The organism is Filobacillus milosensis, from assembly GCF_004402015.1.
Classification (GTDB): domain Bacteria; phylum Bacillota; class Bacilli; order Bacillales; family Alkalibacillaceae; genus Filobacillus; species Filobacillus milosensis.
Genome location: NZ_SOPW01000006.1, coordinates 83,775 through 101,000, shown reverse-complemented (window position 1 = coordinate 101,000; position 17,226 = coordinate 83,775). Strand labels below are relative to the sequence as shown.

At 34.7% G+C, this 17,226-nt stretch carries 17 protein-coding genes; 15 read left to right on the top strand and 2 right to left on the bottom strand.

The annotated features are described in order from the left end of the window. The first annotated feature begins 6 nt into the window (after positions 1–6). The 7 genes from E3U55_RS07345 (at position 7) to E3U55_RS07315 (ending at position 6,171) form a co-directional block, all read left to right on the top strand. The gene (locus E3U55_RS07345; protein WP_134339786.1) at positions 7–555 is read left to right on the top strand and encodes a GNAT family N-acetyltransferase; all 549 of its coding nucleotides are present in this window, start codon (positions 7–9) and stop codon (positions 553–555) included. 101 nt (positions 556–656) lie between these two features. After that, complete coding sequence (wrbA, locus tag E3U55_RS07340; RefSeq protein WP_134339785.1) at positions 657–1,253, top strand: NAD(P)H:quinone oxidoreductase; 597 nt, start codon at positions 657–659, stop codon at positions 1,251–1,253. Positions 1,254–1,391: 138 nt separating this feature from the next. Next, on the top strand, positions 1,392–2,585 hold the full coding sequence (locus E3U55_RS07335) for a hypothetical protein (protein WP_134339784.1): 1,194 nt from the start codon (positions 1,392–1,394) through the stop codon (positions 2,583–2,585). A gap of 280 nt (positions 2,586–2,865) precedes the next feature. Next, positions 2,866–3,105: an IDEAL domain-containing protein gene (locus E3U55_RS07330; RefSeq protein WP_134339783.1), complete on the top strand. Its 240-nt coding sequence runs from the start codon at positions 2,866–2,868 to the stop codon at positions 3,103–3,105. 389 nt (positions 3,106–3,494) lie between these two features. Then, positions 3,495–4,376, top strand: coding sequence for a D-alanyl-D-alanine carboxypeptidase family protein (locus E3U55_RS07325; RefSeq protein ID WP_194840840.1), 882 nt, complete (start codon positions 3,495–3,497; stop codon positions 4,374–4,376). A 121-nt stretch (positions 4,377–4,497) separates the two neighbouring features. After that, complete coding sequence (gene fumC, locus E3U55_RS07320) at positions 4,498–5,892, top strand: class II fumarate hydratase (protein ID WP_134339781.1); 1,395 nt, start codon at positions 4,498–4,500, stop codon at positions 5,890–5,892. A gap of 78 nt (positions 5,893–5,970) precedes the next feature. After that, the gene (locus tag E3U55_RS07315; RefSeq protein WP_134339780.1) at positions 5,971–6,171 is read left to right on the top strand and encodes an alpha/beta-type small acid-soluble spore protein; all 201 of its coding nucleotides are present in this window, start codon (positions 5,971–5,973) and stop codon (positions 6,169–6,171) included. A 179-nt stretch (positions 6,172–6,350) separates the two neighbouring features. On the opposite strand, the gene E3U55_RS07310 is transcribed toward E3U55_RS07315, so the two are convergent. Next, complete coding sequence (locus E3U55_RS07310) at positions 6,351–6,545, bottom strand: hypothetical protein (protein ID WP_134339779.1); 195 nt, start codon at positions 6,543–6,545, stop codon at positions 6,351–6,353. 119 nt (positions 6,546–6,664) lie between these two features. Between E3U55_RS07310 and E3U55_RS07305 the strand changes: the two genes are divergently transcribed. Both E3U55_RS07305 and E3U55_RS07300 read left to right on the top strand, forming a co-directional pair. After that, a complete protein-coding gene (locus E3U55_RS07305) occupies positions 6,665–7,801 on the top strand; it encodes a DUF445 domain-containing protein (RefSeq protein ID WP_134339778.1) in 1,137 nt (378 codons plus the stop codon). A 71-nt stretch (positions 7,802–7,872) separates the two neighbouring features. Beyond that, positions 7,873–8,226: a YlbF family regulator gene (locus E3U55_RS07300; protein ID WP_134339777.1), complete on the top strand. Its 354-nt coding sequence runs from the start codon at positions 7,873–7,875 to the stop codon at positions 8,224–8,226. A gap of 54 nt (positions 8,227–8,280) precedes the next feature. Here the strand turns inward: E3U55_RS07300 and E3U55_RS07295 are convergent, their stop codons facing one another. Next, positions 8,281–8,466, bottom strand: a complete 186-nt coding sequence (locus E3U55_RS07295) for a YhzD family protein (protein ID WP_134339776.1) — start codon at positions 8,464–8,466, stop codon at positions 8,281–8,283. Positions 8,467–8,627: 161 nt separating this feature from the next. On the opposite strand from E3U55_RS07295, the gene E3U55_RS07290 reads away from it, so the two are divergent. From E3U55_RS07290 to E3U55_RS07265, 6 genes are read left to right on the top strand one after another with little or no spacing between them, the layout of a single operon-like run. Continuing rightward, entirely contained in the window at positions 8,628–9,857 is a 1,230-nt protein-coding gene (locus E3U55_RS07290) for a metallophosphoesterase family protein (protein WP_134339775.1), read from the top strand. A 4-nt stretch (positions 9,858–9,861) separates the two neighbouring features. After that, positions 9,862–12,810 (top strand): AAA family ATPase, encoded by a 2,949-nt coding sequence (locus E3U55_RS07285; RefSeq protein ID WP_134339774.1) that lies wholly within the window; start codon positions 9,862–9,864, stop codon positions 12,808–12,810. Between the two features lie 12 nt (positions 12,811–12,822). After that, positions 12,823–13,764: a 3'-5' exoribonuclease YhaM gene (gene yhaM / locus E3U55_RS07280; protein WP_134339773.1), complete on the top strand. Its 942-nt coding sequence runs from the start codon at positions 12,823–12,825 to the stop codon at positions 13,762–13,764. A 17-nt stretch (positions 13,765–13,781) separates the two neighbouring features. Next, entirely contained in the window at positions 13,782–14,732 is a 951-nt protein-coding gene (locus tag E3U55_RS07275; RefSeq protein ID WP_134339772.1) for an AAA family ATPase, read from the top strand. Next, entirely contained in the window at positions 14,732–15,937 is a 1,206-nt protein-coding gene (locus E3U55_RS07270; protein ID WP_134339771.1) for a DUF58 domain-containing protein, read from the top strand. Before E3U55_RS07275 ends, E3U55_RS07270 begins: the two co-directional genes overlap by 1 nt. Then, positions 15,930–17,192 carry a hypothetical protein gene (locus tag E3U55_RS07265; protein WP_134339770.1) on the top strand — a complete coding sequence of 421 codons (1,263 nt, stop codon included), beginning with the start codon at positions 15,930–15,932 and terminating at the stop codon, positions 17,190–17,192. The genes E3U55_RS07270 and E3U55_RS07265 overlap by 8 nt, the downstream gene beginning before the upstream one ends. Positions 17,193–17,226: the final 34 nt, after the last annotated feature.

Below are 17,226 nucleotides of genomic sequence, written 5' to 3'. Positions count from 1 at the left end.
GGTACGATGATAAACGTAAGAGCAGCTACTTTAGATGATGCTAAACAGATCGCAGGAATCCATGATCAAACGTGGAAATCTACTTATGAACCATTAATTGCAGAGAAGGATTTAAAACGAGTCATGAATATTGAACACCGAACGATTATGTGGGAGACGACACTGTCCTCAAGTAAGGTCAAACAATATGTGTACGTAGCAGAGGATGAGCGTGGAGAAATTGTTGGCTTCATATCAGGTGGTAAAGAAAGAACGGATAATTTTGATTATGAAGCTGAAATCTATGATATTTATGTTCTAGAGGAGTTTCAAGGACAAAAAATCGGTTATAAACTATTTAAGAAGTTTGTAACTCAGTGTTTATCTGATGGGTATTATTCTCTATTAGTCTGGATTCTAACTAATAATCCATACGGTGATTTTTATGTTAAATATGGTGCTAAAAAGGTTGAAGCTGAAAATGTCACGATTGGTGATGGCACATATGAAGAAACAGCATACGGATGGAATAACATAGAGTTTTTAGCAGAAGAGTTAATGGTTACATCTAAATAAAGTGAAGGAGCACGTTGATTAAATCAACGTGCTTTTTTTTGATTATTTATTTGGTGATTAGGGAAAATTTAATAATGTATCTTTAAAGAAGGAGTGATTAGATGACGAAAATGGCAATTTTTTATTATAGTTCAACTGGTGCCAATTATCAGATGGCACAATGGGCTGAAGCGGCAATGAAAGAAGCAGGGGCTGAAGTGAAATTAATAAAAGTTCCTGAGACAGCTCCAGAAAGTGCAATAGAGCAAAATCCAGCATGGAAAAAACATTATGAAGCAACAAAATATGTTCCAGAAGCAACTCCGGAAGATCTGGATTGGGCTGATGGATTTATGTTCAGTATTCCAACAAGGTTTGGTAACGTACCAGCTCAGGTTAAACAATTTATGGATATGTGCGGAGGACTATGGGCTGAAGGGAAATTAGTTAATAAAGTATGTAGTGCGATGACTTCTGCTCAAAACCCTCATGGTGGACAAGAACAAACACTTGCTAACTTTTATACATCCATGTTCCACTGGGGTGTGATTATTGCTGGACCCGGCTATACAGATGAAGTGATTTTTGGTTCAGGCGGAAACCCTTATGGTACAAGTGCCACAGTAGATGGTGAAGGAAATATTCAAGATGATATACAAAAAGCTGTAGAGCATCAAGCAAAAAGGACTTACGAAATTACTAAAAAAATATCAGATTAATTGAATGTTGAGAAGCTCGTCATAACGGGCTTCTTTTTAATATTTAGACAATTTTTTTATTTTTTATTTAAAAAACCCCCAAAAATGATCACCTTACTTTCGTAGTTTATGAGTGAAAATAACAGAAGAGGTGATCGAATGAAACGCAGAACAGTAATCAACTCTTTATCAGCAGCTACTTTAACAGCATCTATGGTATTAGCTCCTTTAGGTGTTGCTGCAGATGAACATGAGGAACAAGAACAAACAGAAGAAGTTGTTGTTGAAGAAGGTTCAGTAGATACAACTGATGAAACAACTGAAACAGACAGCACTTCTGAAGAAGACAAAAGCATGAATGAAGTGGAAGTAACTGAAGAAACGACTTTAGAGTCAAAATTATTCTCGTATTATACACAAGTTTCTCAACAGTTAACGTTAGCACTTGAAGAAGAAGATACTGAACGTCTTCAAATGCTATTAGATTGGTCTTTACAGCAAATTGAAGAAGCTGAAGCGTTATACGCTGAAGGTAACGAAGAAGAAGCTAATGTGATTGTTGAAGAAGCTCTTACTGTATTAGACGAAGCTGAAGAATCACAGACTGACGAAGAAACAAACGAAGAAGAGTCAACTGACGAAGAATCCACTGAAGAGGAAAACTCTGAAGAAGAGGGAACTGAAGAAGACTCAGAGGAAGATACTGAAGAAACTGACGAAGAAGAAAGTACAGACGAAGATTCTACTGATGAGGAAGAAACAGTAGAAGATGATGAAGGTAACGAAGAAGAGGAAGAAGCTAAAGTTGTTGGTCAGAATGTAATTTCACTTGCTTTGAACATGGAAAAAGTAAAGAACCCAATGGCTAAAAAAGCATTAAAGCGTAACATTGAGCGTTCTTTAGATCGTTTAGAAGCTAAATATGATGATTTATCAGATCTTTATGCACAGCTAAATGAAATCACTGATGAATTCAAAGATGAAACTGAAGAACAACCTAGTGAAGATGAAGAAACTGAAGAGTCTACTGATACTGAAGAAGAAACAACAGAAAATGACTCTACAGAAGAAAATACTGAAGAAACAGATGAGGAAGAAACAACAGAAGAAGGTTCTGATGAAGAAAATACTGTAGAAGAAGATACAACTGTAGAAGTTGATCAAGAAAATGATACAGAAGTTCGCGTTGAAAGAGATCGCGAAGAAAACTTTGAAGTAGAAGCATCGGCAAAAGGTAACACTAAAGCATCATTTGGCAAAGATAAGGCCCAAGAAAAAGCTGGTAAAGCTAAGGGTAAAGATAATAACCCTGGCAAAGGGAAGGGTAATGGAAAAGGCCCTAACAATCGATAATGTTGAACTCTTCGCTTCTTAGCGAAGTTCATATATACACCTCTCTCCCAACAAGAGGCTTTCCCTGACATGAATTCATGTCAGGGGTTTTTTTATTTTAAAATAGAATAATATTGTCACAAGATTATTAGTTAATATTTATATATAAGTAAAGACTATCGCCTAGACATTTACCCTTCCAGCTATTTCTAATAAATTTTTTCGCATATTTTCTGAATATTGTTGCAATTTTTTCTGATTTTTTATTATAATAGAAAAAAGGGAGTAAGGGGGAAAAAAGATGAAAAAACAAGTAACCTCTTATGTGCTCATTAGATATCAATTTCCAAAACGGGTAGCCATTAAAGCGAAGAAAGAAGTCCCGTATGAAATTAAATTAGCGGCACGCCTAGTGCTAGATGAATTAGTGTTCAAGTGGAATAAAGACGCTTTAGAAGAACAAATCAATCAAGCAATTGATCAAAAAGATTATCAAGCATTTGATACATTAAGTAAAAAATATACTAAATATTTAAAGTAGATGAGCGAAAAGCTGCCTCGAAATGGGGTGGCTTTTTTATGTGTTGTCACTGTTAAGCACTACGCATAATCTTGATTAAAGTTTAGTGTTGATTCTGCGAATCGATACAGGCGGACGCTTTCCGAAGTCAAGTGTCGGTGTTGGTCACAAATGCTACTTGAATTACATCTTTGCAATAGTTTGCGCCGAGTAACCGCAGGCGCAGGACGTGGCCGATTTTAGTCGACAAGGAGTCGCCCGCCTTCGCTTTTTGCTGAAAGATACATTTTTAATTACAATTTCTGTACTCTCCATCAAAAAAAGTTCGTAAAACAGTAAAAAGGTCTTTGGTCACTGTTTAGTAATAGTGTTAACATGAATGTAAAGAAAAAATAATGAATGGGGATTTTATGAAAAAAATATTACTTTTGCTAACAGGAATTGTAACATTAGCTGGATGTAATCAAGATACTGTGGAGTCATTAAAGGGAGATTTGGTTGACACGATTAATCATGTTATAGAAGACAAAGAAGCACCTGAACGTGAAGAAGAACCAAAAGACAAACCTGATCAATCTGATGATACCAATGAAAATGATAATACAGATGAAAACAAAGATAATGAAACCAATCCAGACGATGAGAAAGATTCCTCGACTGATGATGAACAATCTAAAGAAGAACCAAAAGATCAAGAAGATCAGTCAATTGTTGTGAGTAATCCTCATGCTATTGATGTTATATTAAATAAAACTTACCGTTTACCAAATAATTTCGTACCACAGGGGTTAGTGGAGCCCAATGTGCCTCATAATGCAAAAGAGGGGGCGGCAAAACGTTTAATGCGTAAAGAAGCTGCTAAAGCTCTAGAGGAGCTATTTGCGGCTGCTAAAGAAGCTGGATATGATTTAGTGGCTCAATCGGGTTATCGTTCAATACAAACGCAAACGTGGCTTTATAACCACTATGTTGAAACCAATGGTCAGGAATGGGCAGACAAATTTTCAGCAGTACCTGGACATAGTGAACACCATACAGGATTAACGATGGATATAACTGCAGCTGTTGTCGGAATGAGTTTAACACAGGAATTTGGAAACACCGCACCAGGGGAATGGGTGGCTAAGAATGCACATAAATATGGCTTTGTAATTCGTTACCCAAAAGGCAAAAGCCATATAACAGGATACAGTTATGAACCTTGGCATTTAAGGTATTTTGGAGTAGAACTTGCTACCAAAATATATCAGTCAGGTTTAACGGTAGAAGAATACTTTGGGCTAGTTGAGTAAGGTGCGGATTTTTCCGCATCTTTTTTTATGACTTAAACATTTTTCAGTCTGTTATTCGTTTTCATAAGTGTTTTTTGATATTATTATAAATGATGATAAACAAGCTTAAGGAGGATATTTTATGGATTATCGTATTGAAAAAGATACACTTGGCGAAATCAAGGTTCCAAGTGATAAATATTGGGGAGCTCAAACTCAAAGAAGCAAACAGAACTTCCCTATTGGTGACGAAAAAATGCCTAACGAGATTGTTGAAGGGTTCGCTATTCTTAAAAAGAGTGCAGCACGTGCTAACGAATCATTAGGATTATTAGACTCAATAAAAGCTGATGCAATTGCTCATGCAGCTGATCAAATATTATCAGGTGAATTACATCAACATTTTCCATTAGTGGTTTGGCAAACAGGTAGTGGAACTCAATCAAACATGAATGTGAACGAAGTCATTGCACATGTTGGTAATAAGTGGCTGGAGGAGAAAGGTGAAAAGACACGACTACATCCAAATGATGATGTAAATAAGTCCCAAAGCTCTAACGACACATTCCCAACAGCGCTACATATTGCGTCTGTTAAAAAAGTTGAAGAACACGTTCTACCTTCTTTAGCTAAAATGAAGCAGACGTTAAAAGAAAAAATGGATGCTTATGCTGATATTGTGAAAATCGGTCGTACTCATTTACAAGATGCAACACCATTAACACTTGGACAAGAGATTAGTGGCTGGCATCGCATGTTAGAAAAAACTGAATCCATGATTCAAGATTCTTTAAAATATGTTCGTGAAATTGCACTTGGTGGTACAGCAGTTGGTACAGGAATCAATGCACATGAAGATTTTGCTGAAACGGTTGCTAAGAAAATTAACGAAGAAACGAAAGGATCATTTATTTCAGCATCAAATAAATTCCATGCATTAACAAGTCATGATGAATTAGTGCATACACATGGTGCATTAAAAGGGTTAGCTGCTGATCTTATGAAGATTGCCAACGATGTTCGTTGGTTAGCAAGTGGTCCTCGTTGTGGAATTGGTGAAATTACTATTCCAGCGAACGAACCAGGAAGCTCAATCATGCCGGGTAAAGTTAATCCAACACAAAGTGAGGCCATTACAATGGTAACAGCACATGTGATGGGTAATGACGCTGCAATTGGTTTTGCAGCAAGTCAAGGTAACTTTGAATTAAACGTATATAAACCAATGATTGCTTATAACTTCCTTCAGTCATGTCAATTACTTGGCGACAGCATGGAGTCATTCACTGATCGTTGCCTTGTTGGACTAGAGCCTGATCATGGAAAAATTGAACAATATTTAAATGATTCATTAATGCTTGTCACTGCTTTAAACCCTCATATTGGGTATGAAAATGCAGCTAAAATTGCTAAGTATGCTCATGAAAAAGGCCTGACTTTACGCGAAGCTGCTGAAGAGACTGGAATCCTTGATGGAGATGAATTTGATAAACTTGTTGTTCCTAAAGAAATGACAAAACCAAATGCCAAAAAATAACCAAAAAAGTAGCAAAAATTACCGTAAATAACTTTTAGCCTCCTGTAGAAAATATGGATACACAGGAGGTGAGATACAATGGCACAGAACAACAGCTCAAACCAATTAGTAGTACCAGGTGTTGCTCAAGCTTTAGACCAAATGAAAACTGAGATTGCACAAGAATTTGGTGTTCAGCTTGGACCAGACACAACTTCACGCGCTAACGGTTCAGTTGGTGGTGAAATCACTAAACGTCTTGTACAAATGGCAGAACAACAATTAGGTGGCACTAAGTAACAAAGCGTCAATTGATAACCTCTAAAAATCAAAGACGAATCAACTGCAGGTAAGAGCAAATCAATAAAAACTCTTGCCTGCACCTTATAAAATAAGAGGGTCTTTTTAGGCCCTCTTTTTTATGTTTAGGACTTAATATATAAAAGACCTCCCCTTTCAGGAAGGCCTCAATTTATATATTATTCTTCTGTACGAATTTCATTGGCAGGGCTGAAAGGTTCATTATTTTTTCTAATTTCATGTGCTTCTTCAATCGATACACGATTGTACGTTGGTCTTACAATTCCACCGGCTAAACCTTCATTCAACATACGATCAACATCAATATCATATTCGCTTCGACTGTCTTCATCTCTTTTACCTGGTTTCGCCAACTCAAAACCTCCCTTCAATTTACTTTTAGTTTGTGCGCTGTTGTTATAGTCAATACTGGTAATAAATCGTTATTCATGCTAAAAATAGAGTGTTATGAATTACGAAAAAGGGTGATCACATGAATACAGTACTTATTATTTTTATCATGATAATTATTGGAGCTCTTATTGGTGGAGTGACGAATTTTTTAGCAATTAAGATGTTATTTAGACCATATGAAGTAGTTTATATAGGGAATTGGCGATTACCATTTACGCCAGGGTTAATTCCAAAGCGAAGAGCAGAATTAGCCGAACAATTAGGCCGTGTGGTAACTGAATACTTGGTGACCAGCGATGCGCTTGAAAATAAAGTTTTAGAAAAGGATTTTCAACAGAAAATTATCGCAATGATCCATAGTCAAATTGATGAACTGATTGATAAAGAATACACGGTATTAGAGTTAATACAAAAAATTCATCCAGAATTTGAAGTTGAAGAGCTAGAACAACATGTAGAGGAAATGGTTTCAGGTAAGTTAAAGAATCTTTACGAGAAAAATAAAAACAAACCCATTAGTGAACTGTTACCTGAAGACCTCTTGGTGGTTATTGAAGAACAATTACCACACTTCACTACGTATGTAATTAATCAAATCGAACAATATTTAACGAGTGAAGAAGGCAAACACAAAATTTCTGAAAGTGCATCAAAATTTTTACAAAGTCAAGGGTTTTTAGGGAATATGGTTTCCTCTTATTTAGGGGAGAATGGCTTAGCGGAGAAAATCACACCCGCGATTACCATGTTTTTAAGCTCTGAGGAAACGCATCAATCGGTTGAAAAATTACTAAAAAAAGAGTGGCTTAAATTTAAAGAGAAAGATGTGGAGTCTGTTAGAGAATTATTCAACCAAAATGATTTGGAAGAAAGCCTTGCAGCATTTATAACTAAAGAGTTAAATGTTAAGACTTATTTAGACCAACCAGTTGGGCAGTTATTAGAGAGTAAATTAGATTTAATTAAAAATGAATGGATTCCAAAGATTGTTCAGCTTGCTTTTCAGAAGCTTTCAACACAAATGTCAGCCCTGCTTGAGCAACTAAATCTTTTTGAACTAGTCAAAAAAGAAGTGGAAACCTTTGATGTATCTCGTATTGAACGCTTGGTTTTAGAAATTACTAAGAAAGAAATGAATATGATTACATATCTAGGCGCACTTCTTGGTGGAATCATTGGTTTTATCCAAGGGTTAATTGTTCTATTTATCGCTTAGACGTAAATCACTATACACCGTGTGAATTCTTTGTTACAGTAGGAAAGTAATGAACTTTTAGGAGGTATATTGTGAGTAACATTTATGATTTAGCTTATGATCTTGAAAAAGGTCTTCGTAATAGCGAAGAATTTAAATCATTACAACAAGCATATGATAAAGTAATGAATGATCCTCAAACGAAAAAAATGTTTGATGATTTCCGTGAAACTCAGCTGAACTTACAGCAAAAACAAATGCAAGGTCAAGAGATTACAGAAGAAGAGGTAAACCAAGCTAAGCAAGTTGTTGAGCTTGTTCAGCAGCAAGAAGATATCTCTAAACTAATGGAAGAAGAACAACGTTTAAATACATTAATTTCTGACATTAGTAAAATTATTACTAAACCATTAGAAGAGCTTTATGGTGAAGACCAAGAGCAATAATATTAAAACCCGAATCCCTTTTGAAGCGGATTCGGGTTTTATTCATTTTGAATATTATCTATGGAATAGGACTAATCGACCGTCCGGTGACACGCAACGATGTGTATCTTTTGAGTGATTGTTTTCTTCAAGTTTTTGCTTTCCGATTTTTTTGGCCTCATCATCATTAGCAGCTTCGAACTGTTCATCTAATAAAGCTTCACCTTTTTGTGAAAAGGCAGTTAAAAAATAGGTCTTCATTTAAATTCCTCCTCAATTCTCTCTATATTAATCATATGGATTTATTCGATTTTTGTAAATAGACAAGGAATTGAAAAAAATTTAAAAACACAATTACCGAACGTGCATTCGCGTTTTGTTTTTGGTAAAATATAAATAGAAAATGTCGATGGAGGCTGAAAATGTCAAAAGAAGTTATTCGTTTTTTACATAGTGCAGATTTACATTTAGATAGCCCATATAAAGGGATGAAAAATTTACCTAATCGTATCTATCAGGACATTAAAGACAGTACATTAAAGGCATTTAGACGTTTAATAGATGTAGCCATTGACCAACAAGTTGACTTTGTCTTAATCGTAGGTGATTTATTTGATCAAGATTCGAATTCCATTAAAGCATTGGTTGAATTGAAACGTGGATTAGAGAAATTAAACAGTCATGACATTCAGGCTTATATTAGCTTTGGTAACCATGACTATATGATGTTAAATAAAGCAGAATTAAATTTTCCGTCCAATACTTATGTTTTCCCAACCGGCAGCATTTCAAATGTCACATTTGATCAAAATGAGCAGCCATTAGTAGAAATTAGCGGTTTTAGTTATTGGGAACAATCAGTAAGCGAAAGAATGGTGGAACAGTATCAGAAGACCACCCATGCGCCATTTCATATTGCAACTTTACACGGAAGTCTACAAAATAATCTCGACCATGACACGTATGCTCCGTTTTTATTAGAGGATTTAAAAGATGTGGAAGCTGATTATTGGGCATTAGGGCATATACATAAACGAGATATTTTAATGACGCAACCATATGCTGTTTATCCAGGGAACATTCAAGGACGACACATGAAAGAAATTGGTCCAAAAGGCTGTTACATCGTTGAAATGACATCCAATCAAACTGATCTTCAGTTCTATCCATTACAAGAAGTGACATTCCAATCCGAAGAAATAGTCCTTGAAGAAATGACTGAAGTTGAAGATATCATTAAAACGATAGAAAAAGTTAAAGAAAACTATAAGCAGCAAAAGGAAAAAGTATTTATCAGGTTAAAAATTTATATTAATGAGTCTGGCTTTGAAATCACGCGAGAACAAGAAGAAGAAATATTAAACCTTATCAATGAAGAAGAAGAGAATGATTCTTCATGGGTTTGGGTGAATGAGTGTAGTATTGTAACTCATCCAAATTATAATAGAGATGAATTAAAGCAAACGAACCCGTTTATTGGTGAAGTATTGCAAATGGTTGACGAACAAGAGGATATTGATGCGTACATTGATGAGCTATTAAATCATCGTATTTTCAAGAAACACATTAATTTTGATGTTAATCAAATCAAAGATGAAATTAAGACAGAAGCTGAGAAAACCATTCTAAATGAACTATTAAGAAATAGGTGATCGAATGAAATTTAAACAATTAGATATTGTATCTTTTGGAAAATGGAATCGTGAAAAAATTCATTTAGAATCAGGGATCAATATTTTTCACGGTGCAAACGAAGCAGGAAAGTCTTCCATTAGGATGTTTATGACATATATTCTCTTTGGTTTAAAACCTGAGGAACGTGAAAGGTATACATCAAAGGTTGATGGTCAATTAGGAGGGAGACTCATCCTTACACATGACAATGATGAATGGGTGATTGAACGGTTTTCGCACCAAAATCGAGGACAACGAGCTGGTTATGTGAATGGACAATCTACTACTGATGAAAAAATTAACCAATTACTCAGAGGCATGGACCGTCATTTATTTGAGTCGATTTTTTCATTTCAAGACCGGGATTTACAAGCAATCAGAAGATATAAATCAGATGATTTAGGAAAAGTATTGTTTAACGTAGGACTCACAGGATCAGATCATATGGTTGAACTTGAGAACAGTTTAATCAGAAAAGCAGATTCTTTATTTAAAAAACAAGGTAAAAAGCCACCTATTAATGAGAAATTAAATGAACTTAAAAACTTAAATTTAGACATAGAAAAAACTGAGAAAATTGAAAAGGAACATCAAAATCTATATCAACAAGTACGAGATATGGAAAATGAATTAAACGACTTAAAATACAATGAACAACAGCAGCGAGAGCATACCAAGTATATAGAGAAACTATTTCAAACAAAATCCTCTGTTGTAAAACACCAAATTTTATCTAATGAATTAGAGGACTTATCTCATATTAAACATTTCCCTAAAAATGGACAACAACGTTTTGAACAGCTTAAAGAAAAAGAAATCTTAGTCAATGAAAAATTGAACATACTAAACGAAGATTTAAAACAAATTTCTTCAACGTTAGATAGCTTAAATAAGAAAAGTCGTCTTGAATTTTGGCAGATCAGTATAGATGAAGCTAAAGCATTAGTAGAAGAAGTTAGTGAGATTAGTAAGAACATCAAACAATTAAATGAACAACGAAAAGAAATTAACTATGAATGCCAACGGCTGTTGAAGGATTTAGGGTTGAATTTTTCTCTTAAAGAGCTAACCGAGCTTTCTTTAAATAATTATACAAATGAAAGATGGAAGCGATTGGCTCAGAAATGGGAAGAGTTAGGTAATCAAAAGAAATCAATTTCAAGAAAACATAAAGCAAAGTCAGAAGAATTAGATCATAAAGACAAATTTTATCAACAGATTAAACAAGACATGTTGAATGAGGATGAATTAAATCAACTTAATGAAACTTATGAAAAGCTTAAGATGCTGGAGCAAAAACATGAATTAGAAAAAGAATTTGAAAATGAATTGATTCACCAACAATCAACGGTTAGTAAAATTAGTAAATTTTTAGGTGCAGCGAAATTCACTCTTCCATTAGCTTTATTAATGATCACTGCCCTGTACACTATATTTTTATTCTCAAGTAGTGGTGTAGATTACGTCATCGTGTCTGTTTTATTACTAGTATCTATTTTCTCATTCAGCATATTAAATCAACAACACAAGAGAGTTAAACAATCGATGAATACCTCTGTGAAATCGAAAGATCATAATCAGGATGTAACAGCTAAACTCCTTCAACTCCGTTCAGATTTAGAAACTCATAACAAAAAAGAGAAGGAGCTAAATGAAGTAAAAAATCAAATTCAAGTTTTACAAACAACTTTAAACGAGTTAGAAACAGATTTAGACATTGTGGAGGAAGAATTTCATTCCATTGAGCAGAAGATTGAACAGGAATTACATCAATATAACTTCCTGGAGCAATTTGAATTATTTCATTGGCCAAATGTATTCAGTTCTCTTCAACAAGCTAAACATAATGCCGAAATGATTATGGATTTAGAAAAGCAGTTAAATGATAGACAATCACGCCAAAACATTCTTAAAGGCCAAGCGAAGCAGATTATTCATTTATATGAATCATCAACAAGTATCCAAACAGAGTTGTTGTGGACGTTTCTTAAAGATTTGATTGATCAAGAAAAAACATGGCAACAACAGATTAAACAAAACACAGACTGGTTAATTGACAAGCAACATGAAATAACCAAAGAACAAGCAGCTTTTGAACCTTATAGTCAGGAGAAGAAGTCATTATTTAATCAAGTTAATGCTTCATCTGAAGAGGAATTTAATAAGTTGTGTGATGATCATCAAATATACTTGTCTAAACAAGAACAACTAAAAGAAGCTTATTCAATCGTTTTCGAAGTTTTCGGTGATGAAACGAATGAATTAATTAATAAACATCATAATTGGGCGGACTTAGAAGAACAACTCGAAATGAATGAAATAAATCTAAGCAAGATAATTGATTTAATGGAAACGAAGCGAAACTTAATATCTGAAAAGCGAGCACAAATCTCTCAGTTAGAGGAAAATGGTCGACTTTCTGACCTTATTCACCAACGTGCTCAGTTGGAGAGTGAGATTGTAGATTTAGCTAAAGAATGGGCGGTGGTGAAAACTGCTCAAGGGTACTTAAAAGATACTAAGAACAGGTATCAAAATGTCTATTTACCTGGTATCATGGAACAAACTAGAAAATATTTTGAGAAATTGACAAATGGTCGATATAATGAAATTATTTTCTCGGAAACAGAAGAAACCATCTCAGTGAAAAGTAGTCATGGGGAATGGTATCATGTCCATCAACTATCAGAAGGCACGGCTGATCAATTATATGTATCGTTAAGATTAGCCTTGAATGATTCAATCAAACGTCTCGTGAGGGTACCTTTTGTATTTGATGACGCCTTTGTTCACTTTGATTTTGAGAGAAGAGAACAAATCTTAAAGCAATTAGAAGAAATTGCAGAGGAACAACAAGTCATTTATTTAACATTTGACCAAGACAGTAAGTTAAACGCCAAAGATATAAATCAATCTATTTACGTTAGTTAGGGGGAGATTTTAATGAGTCAAGGAATTGCTCATGCGTCAGTTGGGGAACAGTTTGAAGGTTTTCTTTTGATCAAATCGTCTGATAAAGGAGTTGCTAGTAACGGTAAACCCTTTCTTACAATTGTGTTCAGGGATAAATCCGGTGAAATTGAAGCGAAGTTATGGGAAGTAACAAAGGATGATGAAGAGGTATTTACCCCAGAAAGCGTCGTTAATGTTCAAGGGGAGATTAGGCAATTTCGAGGAAAGCCACAACTTAATGTTAGGCAGATTCGATTAGCATCGGCTGCTGATGGTATTCACCCCGAAGACTTCATGGAAAAAGCTCCAATTGAAGTAGTTGAAATGCAGGAGTACATGACTAAAATAATTTTTGAAATGAGAAACCCTAACATTCAAAGAATTGTTAGATATTTCCTAAAAAAATATGAACATGAATTATTCACTTACCCTGCTGCGACAAAAAATCACCATGAATATGCCGCAGGATTAGCTCACCATGTTGTTTCCATGTTGAAATTAGGAAAACAATTAGTTGAACTTTATCCAGATGTAGATGCTGACCTGTTATATGCAGGGATCATATTACATGACATCGGAAAGGTAAAAGAACTTTCTAGTCCCATGTCACCGTCTTACACACTTGAGGGGAAATTGTTAGGACACATTACAATCATGGTCGATGAGGTTAAAGAAGCTGCTAACGAACTTGGAATTGAAGGGGAAGAAGTATTATTACTACAACACCTTATCCTGAGTCACCATGGAAAGTCAGAGTGGGGAAGCCCTAAGCCACCACAGATTAGAGAAGCAGAAGTTCTTCACTTAATCGACCTTGTAGATGCCAAAATGAATATGATGAATCGAGCTTTAGATAAAGTGAAACCTGGAGAGTTCACTGATCGTATATATCCATTAGAGAATCGTTCTTTTTATAAACCAAAGATTGAGTAATAAAGGGGAGAGAGGAAATGGAATTAAAGGATTTTTCGCAAGAATTGAAGAACCAAATCGGACAAGTCATTATAGGTAAGGATAATGTAATTGAGTTAATCGCAAATGCTCTAATCAACCAGGGGCATGTTCTTTTAGAAAGTGTTCCTGGTACTGGTAAGACAATGCTTGCTAAAAGTATGGCCAAATCAATTGAAGGGGATTTCAAACGAATTCAGTTTACTCCAGATGTTTTACCTTCAGATGTGACGGGGATTCACTTTTTTAACCCTAAAGACCAGCAATTTGAGTTAAGAGTAGGTCCAGTTGTCACTAACGTGCTTTTAGCTGATGAAATAAACCGAGCCACTCCAAGAACACAGTCCTCACTGTTAGAAGTTATGGAAGAGAAACAAGTTACTATTGATGGGACAACCGTGCCAATTGAACAACCATTTATTGTTATCGCTACACAAAACCCCATTGAATCTCAACAAGGAACTTTTGACTTACCTGAAGCGCAAATGGACCGTTTCTTCATGAAAATTGATATGGGTTACCCATCGTTTGACGAAGAACAATCGATTATGCACGCTTACAAGACCTCGCAACCTTTAGAACAATTACAGTCATCGATCTCTAAAGAACAACTTATTGAATTCCAAAAGCAAGTTAAAGCTATTCAATTATCAGATGAAGTGGAGAAATATCTCCTTTCAATAATCCACGCAACAAGAGAAAGTGAGTCAACTATGGTCGGTGCAAGCCCCAGAGCAACATTAGCATTGATGCGTGCCTCACAAGCTCATGCAGCGATGAAAGGTAGAAATTATGTAATACCTGAAGATATAAAAGAGATGGCGTTAAACGTATTGGCTCACCGATTAGTATTAACATTAGAGGCAGCTACGAAAAGAAATCAGCTTGAAGTTATGGAGGATATTTTAAGAACAGTTGAAGTACCTGTTGAAGTCGGAGTCGAGCGATAATGTTTAGGAAATATGTAAAAAGCTCCAATCTATTTCTTGCACTACTTATCCCGGGTGGAGTTTTTATTATCGTCAGCTTCTTTAGTACATTTGGTCAGTTTCCTATACTCATGTTTTTAGGCGTGTTTCTAATTCTAATTTATTTAATTAGCACCTTTTACGAAAAACATGTCGATGATTATTTAATTCTTGAAGATCCTACAAGGAAACTGAGAAGTTATCCTGGTGATGATGAAATGATTGAGTTTCATATTATTCAAAAGGGTATTTTGCCAATCATTAATGCTAGATTAGAGATTACATATGATCAGGTCTTAGAATCACAGTTTGAAGACAAAAATCATCAAACAGATACAGAAACCATCCAATTACCTTTAACATTATTAAGTTTTGAGGAAAAGAACATTTCTTTACCTGTTCAGTCTGTTAGAAGGGGAATTGGTAAGATTCGAAGTATAAGAATTTATATTCCTAACATCATGGGGTTAGGGCAGATTAACCTTAGCTATAACAAAATATATAAACAAGAAATTATTATTTATCCGAGCCTAAAGCAGGTAGAAGGACTAAATCTGATAGAGCCAAGCAATAGTGGTGATCAACAAGCTCAACACTCGATATTTGAGCAGCCTTTACTTCAATATGGAACACGTGATTATGTCAGTGGTGATCCGTTTAACCGTATCCACTGGAAAGCTACAGCAAGAAAGCAAGAGCTGCAAACGAAAATTGTTGAAAAGGTTAATCAGCTGTCCTGGTGTTTTATGTTAAATATTAAAGTTCACCACGGTGTAAATTTATTTAGTGAAATAGAAAATTATCTTGAATACACAGCTTATATGTGCAGATATGCAACAGAGCATAATATCCCATTTGAAATTTACATCAATGTTAGAGGGTTTAAGGGATTACCATATGTTCATTTACCTTTAGGCGAAGGAAAAAATCACTATATGCGTGCATTAGAGTTACTAGCACGAATTAATCCTTTAGGTTTAACAGCTAACTATACGCACACATTAGAACAGGCTTCACATCAGAATAAAGCGCCGTATATTATTCAAATCGGTTCATTTAATGCTTCACAACAGAGGATTTTTAAGGAGTGGATTAATCAAGGTCACTCAATTTATTATCTTAATGAGGCACAACAGGCCGAAATCCTTCCTTTACTCATGAAGGGAGGCATATCTAATCATGCATAACCATAATCATCCGTTCATTAAATCGCAAAAAATTGTAATAGAGATTTTTACCCTGTGGATTCTTTATTTTGCTTATCTAATACTGTTTAAACAAGAACCACAAATTATTAGCTTTTTATTTTATGTGACCATTTCAATTGCTATTTACTTATTCTTAAAAACAACTTTTCAAGAAAAATTGAAGTTATTTCACTTTATAAGTTTAACACCTTTGTTTTTTCTTATTGCATGGGTCAGTGGCTTAAGTATAATTGCTTCTTTATTTTTTAGTGGTTTCTTAGTTTGGAGAATGATTAGACACGACGATGTTGCTGAGTTAGAAACTGAAACGACTTATATAGGGATTGCAATTGCAGCAACTTTTCTTGGTCATATCATTGGTGTTTATCAACATTCTGAATATGCGGATGGTATTGTGTTAATGTTGGTTATTCAGCTAAGTGTACTGTTTGTTGGTAAGTTAATTTTTCATTTATTTTCACAGGAAGGTAACAGCTTAAAGAAAAGATTATATACTTTTGCATTTCTTATTTTTCTATTATTTGGAGGGGCGACTTTAATCTATAGTGCTTATCCAATTTTACGTAACATTTATTACACCGCTATACATGGTGTAATAGGCTTATTTGTTACGATTTTAAGGCCTCTTTTTAAATATGTAGAAACGATTGAACCTAAAGAAGCTGAAGAAGAAGATGAACAAGAAATTGAACAAGGAACGGGTGAGAGGCCTGAAGATTCTTTAACTGAACGTGCTTCAGAACCTGTTATTACTTCCGAACATTTAATGATCGCGTTTTTTGTTGTAGTAACAATCATATTAATATTAATTATCTATAAGAAGAGACATACATTAATGAAGTCAGTAAAATTATCTGATAGGAATAATGATGATTTTGCATCGACATCAAATCTTACTAGGGAAAAGAAGTTGTGGAAGTTTAGACAAGGCAGCAAAGCCCCTAAAAATGAGGTTAGAAAAGAGTTCTTTAAATTAGAAGAATGGGCTGCCAAGAAAGGAATTGGACGCTACAAAGATGAATCGATTCATGACTATCTTCAAAGGTATAACATCAAGCATTTAGTCGATGATGATGTTATTCAAATTTATCGAAATGTTCGTTACGGTTTTAGCGATATTGATTCACATAACAAGAATTACTATATAACACAAATCAATCAATTGAAACAACATCTCAAGGAATATCTTAAAAAAGAGCGAGAAGAAGAAAATAATGATCAAGATAAGAACTAAATGACTTATTTCAACAGTTTATTAAAAAGAGGTG

Excerpts from the sequence above, each read along its gene's own strand:
- E3U55_RS07345 (WP_134339786.1), top strand. The coding sequence starts at position 7 with ATGATAAACGTAAGAGCAGCTACTTTAGATGATGCTAAACAGATCGCA.
- wrbA (WP_134339785.1), top strand. The coding sequence starts at position 657 with ATGACGAAAATGGCAATTTTTTATTATAGTTCAACTGGTGCCAATTAT.
- E3U55_RS07335 (WP_134339784.1), top strand. The coding sequence starts at position 1,392 with ATGAAACGCAGAACAGTAATCAACTCTTTATCAGCAGCTACTTTAACA.
- E3U55_RS07330 (WP_134339783.1), top strand. The coding sequence starts at position 2,866 with ATGAAAAAACAAGTAACCTCTTATGTGCTCATTAGATATCAATTTCCA.
- E3U55_RS07325 (WP_194840840.1), top strand. The coding sequence starts at position 3,495 with ATGAAAAAAATATTACTTTTGCTAACAGGAATTGTAACATTAGCTGGA.
- fumC (WP_134339781.1), top strand. The coding sequence starts at position 4,498 with ATGGATTATCGTATTGAAAAAGATACACTTGGCGAAATCAAGGTTCCA.
- E3U55_RS07315 (WP_134339780.1), top strand. The coding sequence starts at position 5,971 with ATGGCACAGAACAACAGCTCAAACCAATTAGTAGTACCAGGTGTTGCT.
- E3U55_RS07305 (WP_134339778.1), top strand. The coding sequence starts at position 6,665 with ATGAATACAGTACTTATTATTTTTATCATGATAATTATTGGAGCTCTT.
- E3U55_RS07295 (WP_134339776.1), bottom strand. The coding sequence starts at position 8,466 with ATGAAGACCTATTTTTTAACTGCCTTTTCACAAAAAGGTGAAGCTTTA.
- E3U55_RS07290 (WP_134339775.1), top strand. The coding sequence starts at position 8,628 with ATGTCAAAAGAAGTTATTCGTTTTTTACATAGTGCAGATTTACATTTA.
- E3U55_RS07285 (WP_134339774.1), top strand. The coding sequence starts at position 9,862 with ATGAAATTTAAACAATTAGATATTGTATCTTTTGGAAAATGGAATCGT.
- yhaM (WP_134339773.1), top strand. The coding sequence starts at position 12,823 with ATGAGTCAAGGAATTGCTCATGCGTCAGTTGGGGAACAGTTTGAAGGT.
- E3U55_RS07275 (WP_134339772.1), top strand. The coding sequence starts at position 13,782 with ATGGAATTAAAGGATTTTTCGCAAGAATTGAAGAACCAAATCGGACAA.
- E3U55_RS07270 (WP_134339771.1), top strand. The coding sequence starts at position 14,732 with ATGTTTAGGAAATATGTAAAAAGCTCCAATCTATTTCTTGCACTACTT.
- E3U55_RS07265 (WP_134339770.1), top strand. The coding sequence starts at position 15,930 with ATGCATAACCATAATCATCCGTTCATTAAATCGCAAAAAATTGTAATA.